The 12323-nt window shown below is 65.5% G+C and carries 12 protein-coding genes; 5 read left to right on the top strand and 7 right to left on the bottom strand.

Annotated elements, in window-relative coordinates:
- Positions 1-23: 23 nt before the first annotated feature.
- From ISM_RS12945 to ISM_RS12915, 7 genes are all read right to left on the bottom strand, one after another.
- Positions 24-677, bottom strand: a complete 654-nt coding sequence (locus tag ISM_RS12945; RefSeq protein ID WP_009814631.1) for a DUF2848 domain-containing protein — start codon at positions 675-677, stop codon at positions 24-26.
- A gap of 21 nt (positions 678-698) precedes the next feature.
- Complete coding sequence (locus ISM_RS12940; protein ID WP_009814630.1) at positions 699-1979, bottom strand: TRAP transporter large permease; 1281 nt, start codon at positions 1977-1979, stop codon at positions 699-701.
- A complete protein-coding gene (locus ISM_RS12935) occupies positions 1976-2509 on the bottom strand; it encodes a TRAP transporter small permease subunit (RefSeq protein WP_009814629.1) in 534 nt (177 codons plus the stop codon). Before ISM_RS12935 ends, ISM_RS12940 begins: the two co-directional genes overlap by 4 nt.
- Before the next feature lie 15 nt (positions 2510-2524).
- A complete protein-coding gene (locus ISM_RS12930) occupies positions 2525-3562 on the bottom strand; it encodes a TRAP transporter substrate-binding protein (protein WP_009814628.1) in 1038 nt (345 codons plus the stop codon).
- 67 nt (positions 3563-3629) lie between these two features.
- Positions 3630-4469 (bottom strand): putative hydro-lyase, encoded by an 840-nt coding sequence (locus tag ISM_RS12925; RefSeq protein WP_009814627.1) that lies wholly within the window; start codon positions 4467-4469, stop codon positions 3630-3632.
- 210 nt (positions 4470-4679) lie between these two features.
- Positions 4680-5597 carry an MYG1 family protein gene (locus tag ISM_RS12920; RefSeq protein ID WP_009814626.1) on the bottom strand — a complete coding sequence of 306 codons (918 nt, stop codon included), beginning with the start codon at positions 5595-5597 and terminating at the stop codon, positions 4680-4682.
- A gap of 135 nt (positions 5598-5732) precedes the next feature.
- The gene (locus tag ISM_RS12915; protein WP_040618074.1) at positions 5733-6044 is read right to left on the bottom strand and encodes an ETC complex I subunit; all 312 of its coding nucleotides are present in this window, start codon (positions 6042-6044) and stop codon (positions 5733-5735) included.
- 214 nt (positions 6045-6258) lie between these two features.
- Between ISM_RS12915 and ISM_RS12910 the strand changes: the two genes are divergently transcribed.
- From ISM_RS12910 to ISM_RS12890, 5 genes are all read left to right on the top strand, one after another.
- On the top strand, positions 6259-7203 hold the full coding sequence (locus tag ISM_RS12910) for a LysR family transcriptional regulator (protein ID WP_009814624.1): 945 nt from the start codon (positions 6259-6261) through the stop codon (positions 7201-7203).
- Between the two features lie 119 nt (positions 7204-7322).
- Positions 7323-8774 carry an aldehyde dehydrogenase family protein gene (locus tag ISM_RS12905; protein ID WP_040618537.1) on the top strand — a complete coding sequence of 484 codons (1452 nt, stop codon included), beginning with the start codon at positions 7323-7325 and terminating at the stop codon, positions 8772-8774.
- Entirely contained in the window at positions 8771-9757 is a 987-nt protein-coding gene (locus ISM_RS12900) for a membrane dipeptidase (RefSeq protein ID WP_009814622.1), read from the top strand. Before ISM_RS12905 ends, ISM_RS12900 begins: the two co-directional genes overlap by 4 nt.
- Before the next feature lie 40 nt (positions 9758-9797).
- Complete coding sequence (locus ISM_RS12895; RefSeq protein WP_040618073.1) at positions 9798-11525, top strand: hypothetical protein; 1728 nt, start codon at positions 9798-9800, stop codon at positions 11523-11525.
- Positions 11522-12169: a DUF3726 domain-containing protein gene (locus ISM_RS12890; RefSeq protein WP_009814620.1), complete on the top strand. Its 648-nt coding sequence runs from the start codon at positions 11522-11524 to the stop codon at positions 12167-12169. Before ISM_RS12895 ends, ISM_RS12890 begins: the two co-directional genes overlap by 4 nt.
- The last annotated feature ends 154 nt before the right edge of the window (positions 12170-12323 follow it).

The following is a 12323-nucleotide window of genomic DNA, read 5'->3' as shown; positions in this document are numbered from 1 at the left end:
GGCGCGGTGCTCCTCTTTTGGGGTCAGGCGACGATTGGCAGCACCCGCACCGCATAGTCAAGGCGGATCGCCTCACCGGTCTTCGGATCGCTGAGCGACATGCGATAGCGCGCCGCCGGACGCACCCCGCCGCGCGCCCCGAGCGTACCACAGAGCATCGCGGCATTGCCGCCAAGCCCCGAGCCGCTCAAGAGCTCTGCCAATGGCCGGATCGCGGCCAGCGTGCCTTCCTGATAGGTGACCCATTCGCCACCCTCTTCGATCTCGCAAAGCAGCTGCAGCTCGTCGAGCCGGTCTTTCACCGCGTCAAAGGCCCAGACCTCGCGCGCCATCGGCTTGGCACAGGCCTGTTTCGAGGCAGCCACAGAATAGACCTCGAGATCGCGGTCGGTATGGTCCGACGCCAGCCCAAGCCAGAGCGTGCCATCTTGCTGGATGAGCAGCGGCTCGACCTCGCCGGAACTGCCCTCGCCCTGCACTTCGATCAGATCGGATTGCGTCAAGAGCCCGTTCGACACCCGGTAATAGAGCGGCACCTGCGACGGCGGCGCCACACCGAGCGCGGCCAGCTCGTCAATGTGATGCTGCACCGCCGCCGCATCGCGCCCGGTCCAGCCCGCGACATAGAGGTGATCGACCGTCAGCGTGACGGGCTGGCCTGCATGGGTAACTTTCATTCGTTCGGTCCTAATCTGGTCTCAAAGAGTGTTGGGAAGAAACAGCGCAATCGCCGGGAAGAGGATCAACAGCCCCACCATCGCCAGCATCGCCAGCGCATAGGGGATGACGCCCAGCATCACATCGGTGAGCGGGCCCTTTTCGCGCGAACCTTGCACCACATAGAGGTTGAGCCCCACCGGCGGCGTGATCAGCGCCATTTCGACAAGGATGATCATCAGAATGCCGAACCAGAGCTTGTCATAGCCAAGCTGCTCGACGATCGGCACCACGATCGGGATCGTCGCCACCATGAGCGACAGCGTCTCGATGAAGAAGCCGAGCACGATATAGATCACCACGATCACCAACAGCGTGGCGAGCGCGCCCATCCCGAGATTGCCGAGGAAATCCTGCAAGGCCCGGCTCACCCCGGCGGCGGTCAGCACGAAGTTGAGCACATAGGCCCCGATCACCACCAGCATGATCATCGCGGTGGTGCGCACCGTGCCCAACAGGCTCTCGCGCACCATCTCCCAGGTGATCCGCGTCTGGGTCGCGGCAATGGCAAAGGCCATGGCGACGCCGATGGCGGCGGCTTCGGTGGGCGTGGCCCAGCCGGCATAGATCACCCCGACGATGGTGCCAAACAGGCCCAGGAGCGGCACGAGATCGACGAGCACCGCCATCCGCTTGCCCCAGGTGGCCGAGATGCCCGGCCCGCCGAGCGACGGTTTGATGACGCAGAAAATCACCGTCACCACCATGAACAGCAGCGCCAGCATCAGCCCCGGCACCAGCCCCGCCAGAAACAGCTTGGGGATCGAGGTCTCGGTCAGAAAGCCATAGACGATGAGGTTGATCGAGGGCGGGATCATGATGCCGAGCGTGCCGCCCGCCGCAATCGCGCCCGAGAATAGCTTGGGATCATAGCCGAGCTTGTCGGCCTGCGGTGTCGCCACCGAGGCCACCGTCGCGGCGGTCGCGACAGAGGACCCCGAGGTCGCCGAAAACAGCGTCGCGGTGGCGATATTGGCATGAATCAGCCCGCCGGGAAGCCAGGACACCCAGGCCTCGAGCGCCGCATAGGTGCGCCGCGCCACGCCGCTGCGGACGAGGATCTCGCCCAAAAGCACAAAGAAGGGAATGGCGATGAGCGTCGCGCTGTTGGACGACGACCAGACCACCTGCCCGAGACCCCGCATCAGGGGAAAGGGGCTGAAAAATGCATCAATGCCGAAGGCGAGCAGAAAGAGAACGATGCCGACCGGGATCGACATGGCCAGCAGGGCAAACAGTCCCCCGGATGTAAACAGGATCATATCTCACCTCGCGTTCCGGCGAATTCATCAATTTCCGCATGTTTGCCGCCTGCCAGAAACACACAGACCACCACGGCCAGCACCACGCCCGAGAGCGCAAACCAGAGCCAGCCCGCCATCCAGAGCGACTGTGGAATCCACAGCGGCGTCTCCAGCGTGGTGTTGGCGGTCGAGCCGTTCTTGATCGACTTGGCCAGCACCGGCCAGCCGCGATAGCCGATGGTCACCGCCACCGCCGCCAGCGACAGGATCGACACCGCGTCGAACCAGGCCCGCACCGGGGCCGAGCCGCGGGCGCGAACGAGGTCGATACGCACATGCGTGAGGTTGGTCAGGGCATAGCTCATGCCCCAACTGGTCGCGATGGCCATGGCATAGCCCGACAATTCGTCGGTCCCGCCAAGCGACAGGCCGAGAGGCCTGGCGACGACATCAAACAGGGTGACCGAAACGCTCAGCAACAGCAGCAGACCCGCCGCCAGCGCCAGCCGTTCATTCACCCGCCCGAGCAGGATGAGAAGCTGTGTCATCGCCAGACCCGCCGCTTAGTTGAGCGGGATTTCGACGCCGGCGCTCTTGCCCACGGTGTCGTTCCAGCGTTGACCCCAATCGCCACCGGCGCGCTCGGCCCAGTCGGGCAGCACTTCGGTCACGAGGATGTTGCGCGCGGTCTCGGCATCGGCCGCGGAGGCCTCGACGAGGATCATGTCACGCGCCTCGGTCGGGCAGTCGCCCTGCCCGGTGAGGCAGGCCACATCGGTGGCAAGCGCATCTTGCGCGCTGGCCCATGCGGGGGCCTCGAGCTCTTCGGTGACGGCCTTTTGCACCAGCGCCTTGTCCTCATCGCTGAGCGAATTCCAGCGGTCCATGTTCATCGCGGTGACCACCGGGTCCCAGCCGCCGAGCGGGATCGGCATCAGATGGGTCGACACTTCCCACCAGCCGGCGCTATAGCCCGACCCGGCGCCGGTCACGGCACAATCGACCACGCCTTTTTGCAGCGCGCCCGGCACCTCGCCAAAGCCCACGCTCACCGCCTCGGCGCCCAGCGCCTCCAGAAGCTTGCCGGTCATCCGGCCCGAGGCGCGGATTTTCTTGCCCTTGAGGTCCTCGAGCGAGCCGATCTCGGCGTTGCAGAACACCACCTGCGGCGGATAGGGCGCGACGCCCAGAACCTTGGCGTTGAACACATCGGCATAGATGTCGTCGATCATCGGACGCGCCGCTTCGACCATCGCCTGCGCCGCTTTGGCATCGGCGGCGATCAGCGGCACATCGAGCCCTTCGAGCGCCGGGGTGTCGGCCACCGCGTAATCGGCCACGGTCATGCCGACATCGAACACGCCTTCGCCGAGCATCCGGTAGACGTCGCCGCCCTTGATGCCCATCTGGTCATGGGTGGTCAGGTTGGCGCTCATCCGGCCATCGCTCATCGCGGGCAGTTTCTCGGTCCAGAAGGGCTGTTCATATTGCTTGTGCAGCGGCAGGCCGCTCCAGCTGCCGACCACCGAAAATTCTTCGGCCATGGCGGTGCCGCCGGTGACGGCGAGGGTTGCGGCCATGAGGCCCAGTGTCTTTTTCATCTCGTTTCTCCTTGTTGAACCCGTGGTAAAGCGTCGTGTTGAACCGTCTTCGCACTCGCACGCATGGTCACTGTGCCGCCCGGCCCCAGCCCGGCGGCGCAATCTCATCGGCATCGGTGATCAGCATCGCACCGGGCGCATGGGTGATGGCGATCTCCGGCGCGGCCTGGGTCACTGCCATTTGCGAGGTGACGCCACAGCCCCAGAACACCGGCACCTCGCCGGGCTTGAGACTGACCGCATCGCCCCAATCGGGCCGCATCACATCCTGGATGCCGATGGTGGCCGGATCGCCCGCATGAATGGGCGCGCCATGGGCATGGGGGAACTGGCGGCAGATCTCGGCCACCCGGTCGACCTGATCCTCGCGCACCGGCCGCATGCTGACCACCGCCGGGCCGGAAAACACCCCCGACGGCACGGTGGCGATATCGGTGCGATACATCGGCACGGTCACATCTTCCTCGATATGGCGCATGCCAATCCCCTCGCGCATCAGCGCATGTTCAAAGGTAAAGGAACAGCCGATGGCAAAGGCCTGAAAATCGTCGCGCCAGAGCGCCGAAATATCTTGGCGCCGCTCGACCGTCTGACCGGGGCGATAGACGAAGAACAGCGGCAGATCATGGCGCAGGTCGATCTCGGCGCCCAAGGCGGGCAGATGCGGCTGCCCCGGCTCCGACACGCCCAAGAGCGGGCAGAACACCGGGTTCTCTTCGCAAAACGTCTGAAACTCCGCGCCATAAGCGGCGGGCAGGATCACCATATTGCACTGCAACCGCCCGTCACAGAGCCCCGCCGTTGGCCCCGCATAGCGGTTCTCGCGCATCGCGCGGCGCACCTGGGTCAGAGACAGTGGCGCAAGATCGGCATGGCGCAGCTTGGGCAGAGTGATCGGCGATTCCATTCGGGCCTCCTGATAGGTCCCGAAGCATGCCGAATTTCTGGTATAAGATAAAACTGTATTTTTCGATCAATTATGATCGCAATATCCGATCACCCGCCAAACAGCAAAATGCACCGCCCCCGCACCGCTATCCCGCGGCGCAGGCCCAATAGGCAAAAAATCCCGCTATGTAACAGGTTACAGCGCGACGCTCATCCGCCGCGCGCGAGCCTAGCCCGCCTCGGCCACCGCCAGATCGGCCAGCGCCATCACCGCCTCGCGCGTCGCCGCCACGGCAATGAATCGCCCGTTGTGACAGAATTTCGCGCCCGCGACTCCGCTCGCCTCTTCCAGCGCCACATCGGTGAGCCCGGCCCAAGCCTCGGGCAGATCGGCCCGGTTCTCGAAACTGCCGCCCGATTTGCGGATGGTGGTGAGCGCCCAATCCTCGCCGCGCGGATGCACCACGAACAGCAGATGATCCGCCCCCGCCTTCTCGACCGCCGAGCGGAACGGCATCCCCATCGGCAGCTCGAGCACCCGCGACGCCCCCGCCGCGACGATCGCTTCGCTGACCATCGCCTCGGCCCGGCGCTTGGCCGCACGCGCCCGCACCCCCGCCTCGACAAAGGCCCGCGCCACCGGCAGCGCCTCGGCAAAGGCCCGGTCATCCGCCGCCTCGCCCCGGTCGTCAAACACCGGCTTCAGCGTCTCCAAGAGCTCAGGCAGGGTCATCCCCGCCAGCGCCCCGGCCTCCGAAGGATCAATCGCGCCATTGTCCAAAAGATCGACGGGTAGCACAAAGCCGCGATCAAAGGCGGCATGGACCTCTTCGATATCCGCCTCCGGCACCGCCAGCGCCCTCAGATAATCGCGCCCGTAGTGATGCCAGATCAGCCCGAAAGAGCTATAGGGCTGGCCATCCTCGCGCAGCGGGTTGGGCCGCTGATGATGATCAAAGAGCCGCGCCGCGGCGTCATAGCCCCGCCCCACGTCATAGATGATCCGCCCCGCCCCCGGCGTGATCCACTCGGCCTCGCGCGACCGAACGATCGTGGCCTCGGGATAGAGCCGGCTGAGCACCACCGAGGACAAGAGCTCATCGGCATGAAACCCGCCGGAATGGGTGACGAGATGGGTGATCTGCATGGCGCAGGCCTTTCGAGACAGGGGACCGCAGGGTGTGGCATCGGTCCCGCCAATGCCTGCGGCTCTGAGAGGGAAATCTTGAAAAGATTTCCATTCGCAGTCTTTTCAAGACTGCGGTGGGCCGGTTACCGGGGGTTAATGGGTCCAGACGCCACGCCGGTTGGTGGCGAAATTTTCCCCATAGCCGCCGGGGCGGATGTTGGGCTTGCGCGTCTTGGGCTCTTGCACCACGGCGTCGATCCCATGCTCCTGGGCATAGTCGAGCGCGGCCTCCTTGGTGGGGAAATTGATCCGCACCTGAGCCTGCGTGTCCGCCGAAGAGGTCCAGCCCATGAGCGGATCCACCGCCCGCGCCTGATCCGCCACATATTCCAGAACCCAATGTTTGGTCTTGGCCGTGCCCGACGACATCGCAGTGCGGGCCGGGCGGAAAATACGTGCAGACATGGCATACTCCTTGATCCAGTCCGGTTATTTCAAATTCCCCGGCCACGGGCAAGATGCGAAATCCCGCACTGACCCGGCCCAGACCCCCGGCGCAGTTCTTTTCCAACACGGCTTATGGCAAAGTAAAGGAAATGCCCTTAGCCTGCCCAGAAACCTGCCCAGAGGCCTGCCCCTAGCCTGCCCTGGCACATGCCGCCCATCCAAGGAGAACGCGATGGCGATCAAGATCGAGATGCTGCGCTGTTTCCGGGCGGTTGCCGATCACGGCAGCCTTGCGGACGCGGCCGATATGCTGGGGCGCACGCCCTCGGCGGTCTCGATGATGTTGCGCCAGTTCGAGGATCACATCGGCGCGCCGCTGTTCGAATCCGCCCGCAAATCGCGGCTCACCCCCCTGGGCGAGTTGATCCGCGCCGAGGCCGAGCGCGAGCTTGATCATTTTGAACGCACCGTGCGCAGCATCGAGAGCCTGTCGCGCGCCGAACATGGCAATGTGCGCCTCTCGGCCACGCCCTCGGTGGCGCAGGTGATCCTGCCGCCGCTGCTCAAATCCTTCATGCAGGATTTTCCCGGCGTCCGGGTCGAGATCAGCGACACAGATAGCGCCACGATCCAGCGCGATCTTGCCGCCGGGCGCGCCGATATCGCGCTCGCCTCCATCGGCCCGATGCAGGGGTTTGACCGCGAACTGGTGCTGACCGATGCCTTTGGCGTGGTCTGCCCCGTCGATCACCCGCTGGCACAGAACTGGTCGCGGCTCGACTGGGCCGATCTCGCCGATCACCGCTTTATCGCCAATGGGCTCTGCCAGCATATCCCCGACCCGGGGTTTCAGCCGATCCTCGACGGCTCGACCCTCTTTGTGCGCAACACCGCCTCGATCCTGAGCATGGTGCGCGCCGGGGCGGGCATTTCGATCCTGCCGGAACTGTCGATCCTGCCGGAATTTCTCGACCTCGAATTTCTGCCGCTGCAACAATGCGAGACCCGGCGCGAGGTCTGGATGCTCACCCCGCCGCAGATGATGCAGACCCCGGCCACACGGGCGCTGGTCGCCGCCCTGCGCGCCGCCGATCTCGACCGTGCGACGCTCAAACCCGTGCGCCCGCGCAGCATGTCACCGCGCCCCGCCGACGGCCCTGACACACGCCAAGACTAAAATTCAAATTAACTGAATATTTTTCAAGTTTTTTGCATTTGCCTTAACGGGTCTTTCCGGTCTTGATGTGGGCAACCGCCCCCTTGGGGCGTCTTTCCTTTCATATCGCGGGTGATGTCATGACCGAGCTTCAGAAAAACTATATTGCGGGCCAATGGGTCGCGGGCCAGGACGCGGTCGAGAATCGCAACCCTTCCGATCTGTCGGACCTCGTCGGCACCTATGCACAGGCCAGCGCCGATCAGCTCGACGCAGCCCTCGACGCCGCCGCCAAGGCGCAGGCGGAATGGGCCGGTTACGGGCTCGAGCGCAAACAGGCGGTGCTCATGGCCATCGGCACCGAGATGATGCAACGCGCCGAAGAGCTCGGCACGCTCTTGAGCCGCGAAGAGGGCAAGCCGCTCGCCGAGGGCCGTGGCGAGGTCTATCGCGCCGGTCAGTTCTTTACCTATTACGCCCATGAAATCCTGCGCCAGATCGGCGAGAACGCCGACAGCGTCCGCCCCGGGGTCGAGGTCGATGTGCGCCGCGAACCGGTCGGCACCGTCGCGGTGATCAGCCCGTGGAACTTCCCCACCGCCACCGCCAGCTGGAAAATCGCCCCGGCGCTCGCCTATGGCAATGCGGTGATCTGGAAACCCGCCAATATCACCCCGGCCTCCGCCGTGGCGCTCACCGAAATCATCGCCCGTCAGGACATCCCCGCCGGTCTCTTCAACCTGGTGATGGGCGCGGGCCGCGATGTCGGCCAGCGTCTGGTCGAAAGCCCCCGCGTCGACGCCATCTCCTTCACCGGCTCGGTGCCGGTGGGCCGGGGCATCGCCTCGGCGGCGGTGGGCAATTTCACCCGCGTACAGATGGAAATGGGCTCGAAAAACGCGCTTGCCGTGATGGATGACGCCAATCTCGATCTGGCGGTGAGCCTGGCGCTCGGAGGCGCCTTCGGCGGCACCGGCCAGAAATGCACCGCCTCCTCGCGGCTCGTCGTGCACGCGGGCATTCATGACGCCTTTGTCGAGAAACTCATCGCCGGGGCCGAGGCGATGAAAGTCGGCCATGCGCTGGCCGAGGGCACCCAGATGGGCCCGGTGGTGAGCCAGCAGCAGCTCGACGAGAACCTCGCCTATGTCGAGCTTGGCCGCTCTGAAGGGGCCGAGCTGGCCTGCGGCGGTCTGCGGCTCGAGCGCGAGACCGAGGGCTATTTCATGTCGCCCGGCGTCTTCCTCAACACCCGTAACGACATGCGCATCAACCGCGAGGAAATGTTCGCGCCGCTGACCAGCGTGATCCGCGTCGACAGCTATGACGAGGCTCTGGCCACCGTCAACGACACCAATTTCGGCCTCACCGCCGGGATCGTGACCCAAAGCCTCGCCCGCGCCACCCATTTCCGCCGCAACGTCCGCACCGGCGTGGTGACCGTCAACCTGCCCACCGCCGGCACCGATTACCACGTCCCCTTCGGCGGGCGCGGCGACAGCTCCTTTGGTCCGCGCGAACAGGGCGTGCACGCCCGCGACTTCTACACCGTGGTCAAAACCGCCTATATCGCCGCTGGAGAGCCCGCATGACCTATCGCATCGACTGCGTGCAATATGCCAATTGGTCCGAGAAAATCTTTCGCCAGATGCGCGAAGGCGGCGTCGATGCGGTCAACGCAACGATCTGCTATCACGAGAATTTCCGCGAAACCGTGCAGAACATGGCGCAGTGGAACCGCTGGTTCGAAACCTACCCCGATCTGATCTTCAAGGGCCGCTGGGCCAGCGATGTGAAACTTGCTCGCGACACCGGCCGCACCGCCATTTTCCTGAGCTTCCAGAACGCCTCGCCCATCGAGGATGACATCGGCCTCGTCGAGATCCTGCACGAGCTCGGCGGCCGCTTCATGCAGCTGAGCTACAACAACCAGTCGCTGCTCGCCACCGGCTGCTACGAGGCCGAGGACCCCGGCCTCACCCGCATGGGCAAACAGGTCATCCGCGAAATGAACCGCGTGGGCCTCGTCGTCGACATGAGCCATTCAGCCGACCGCTCGACCATCGAGGCGGCGGATCACTCGGAACGTCCGATCACCATCACCCACGCCAATCTCCACAGCTGGCAACCCGCCCTGCGCAACAAGCGCGACGATGTGGTGCGCGCGGTGACCCAAAACGGCGGCATGATGGGCTTTTCCATGTATCCCCACCACCTCAAGGGCAAAACCGACTGCACGCTCGAGGAGTTCTGCGCCATGATCGCCACCGCCGCCGACCGCTTTGGCGTCGAACATTTCGGCATCGGCTCGGATCTGTGCCAAGATCACCCCGACAGCGTCGTCGAATGGATGCGCGTCGGCCGCTGGTCCAAGGAGATCGACTATGGCGAAGGCTCCGCCGCCGCCCCCGGCTTCCCGGATCAGCCGCATTGGTTCCGCGACAACCGCGACTTTGGCAAGATCGAGGACGGGCTGCGCCAGATCGGCTTTGCCCCCGACGAGGTGGCCGGGCTGATGGGCGGCAATTGGTATCGTTTCTTCGACACCAACTTCACCCCCGCCAAGGCAGCGTAACGGGACATAGGGACAGGATCGCCAGATGACGGGCCAGACCATGACAGCGACAGCCGAGGCCACCCAGGTGCCCAAGCGCGCCCCGCGCGATGTCATGCGTCTCGCCCGGCTCGGGTCCTTCCATCAATCGCGCCTGTCCTTCATGCGCACGCTGCTGCGGCGGCTCCGGGCGGAAAACTGGCGGTTCGAGACCCGCGCCTTCGAGATCGACGCGCGCGGCACCGGCCATGCCATCTATACCGCCCATGGCCCGACCCATTCCTATTCCCTTGTGGCCTTCGCCCATGACCTGCCCGCGCATCTGCGCTCGGACCGGGTGATCGCCACCGCTTGGGACGCGACCTTTACCCTCTTCGACGGCATCCCCACCGAGGCCGACATCATCCGCCTCGCCCGCAATGTCCCGAAACAAGAGGCGGGCCGCATCTCGGACCGCGAATTGTCGCTGAGCCGGGCCAACCGCTCGGTGCGGCTGTGGGATTACGTGGTCGATTGCCTCGCCCAAGGCACGCAGCCCGATCCCGCCCGCATCCATGAGGTGGGCTATCTGATGCGCACCACCGCGGTCTATGGCTCGGGCAAATTCGGCGCCGCCGACCGCGAACAAAGTGCTGCACGCGACGAATGCCGTGGACCGTTTCAAGTCGAGATGCTCTCGGTCTATCTGACCCGCGCCTTCATCATGGATCTGGTCGAACATATGGCGCGGACCCGGTCGCCGGACACCGCCGTGCCGCTGGCCCCGGCGCTGCGCCGCAGCTTTGGCATCGGCAATTCCACCGGGCTTGGCATGGCGCCCTTTCTCATCCATCACCCGGTGCTCATCCATCAATGGATCAATGCCCGCGAAACCGCGCTGGCGCGCATCCGCTCGCTGCCCGCCGCCGCCCCGGCCGAGGCCGCGGCCTTTCGCGACTATGCCTATCGTGCCCGCCGCCATGCGCAGGACTGGACATCCGAGCATCCCGTGCAACTGGCGAAACTGGCCGAGCTGCGCGCCGATCTCGACCGGCTCTGCGACTGGCTGCCCGAGGCCGATCTGATCCACGACCGCCCCTGGGACCGGGTGTTTCGCTGGGCCGAAGAGAGCTGTTCACTCGAAGGTCAGGAACAGATCGCCTCGCTGCTGCTCGAACCCTACGGGCTCTTGGTGGACGAACTGACCTCCACCATGTCCTGCGAGGAACAAGACTGCATGCGTATTCAGGGCGCGATGCCGCTCGCCCAATTGCGCGCGCTGACCGAGGACATCTACGATTGGGCACTCGCCATCGACTGGCGAGCGCAAGACCCCCGCGCCCGCGTCTGGTATGTCTCCGAGGCCAAGCTCGAGCCCCGGCTCGGCCAGCGTTTCGACGAGGATCTCGACGACTACGAACAGCCGCTCTGCCCCGGGCGCGACGCGGCCCGGCTCCATGCCGATCTCTTGCGCAGCGATGCCGCAACCGTGGCCGAGTTCCTGCTCACCCATCCGCAGCACCGCCACATCATCCGCCGGGTGCAGATCACCGGCGATCACCCCTATGCCGAAATCCGCGACAACACGATCGACGCCGGGATGATGCCCATCGACATGCTGCGCGCCAAGCTGAGCTTTTTCGGCGCCTGCCATTTCGATCCGCGCTCCGACCGCTGGCTGCGCATCACCATGTTCCAACACGCCCCCTTCCCCGAAGAGCTCTCCGAGGGCAATGCCGACGACTGGACCTATCCGATGCTCGACGGCAGCACCGTCGACGGGGCCACCGACGCAGAGGATATGGCATGAGCTGGTCGCTGGGCGAAATCGAAGGGCTGGCCAAGAAGGCGACGCGCGGCGCGGGCTATAGCTGGGGCCTCGCCGAAGAGGCGGGCCGCGCCACCCGCTGGCTCTGCGCCATGGGGCTCGACGGGGCGGCGGCGCTGGCGCAGGTGCTCGCCGCCTGCGACCGGGCCGAGCCGTCGATGATCCGCCCCGCCCGGCTCGCCGCGCCCTGGGCCGCCCCCGGTGGGCGGCTCTGCCCGATCAGCGCCGGGGCGACGCTCTGCGATCTGGCCGAAACGCTGGCGGCGGGCGAGGTCATCACGCTTGAGGACGTGATCGAGCCGCTCCTGCTCTACCCTTTCGTGGCCGCCGCCGCCGAGATGACCGGCACCGGGCTGCGGCTCTCCTATGAGGGCGTGACCATCACCCGGTTCGAGCGGTGCTCCTACCTCTCCGCCGCCGATCCGCGCCGGCCCTTGGCGGCGCTGGCCGAGGTCGCGCGCGCGGACAGCGCGCCGCGCGGTCTGCCCGTCCGCCGCGCCTGGCGCGGCCATATCGAGCCGGGCGATGCGGCGCGGCTCGGCGCGATGGCGCATCGCACCTATGCCCCCGACACCGAGGCGAGCCGCCTCGCCGGGGCGGGCGCGGGGCTCACCGATAACGACTGATTTTTCGCCTGAGTTTGGGCTGGGTTTCGGCGGGATTTCGGCTGGCATTCCGTCAAAACCCGCACTGTCGCTTTACCGACGCAATACCGACCTGTCACCGACCCACCGTTTTCGGCGGGTTTGGCCCCGGGAGAAATCTCGCAAATAGGTTAAC

This window comes from Roseovarius nubinhibens ISM (assembly GCF_000152625.1).
GTDB lineage: Bacteria > Pseudomonadota > Alphaproteobacteria > Rhodobacterales > Rhodobacteraceae > Roseovarius > Roseovarius nubinhibens.
The sequence above is the reverse complement of the archived record's forward strand: the minus strand, read 5'-3'. Positions and strand labels throughout refer to the sequence as shown.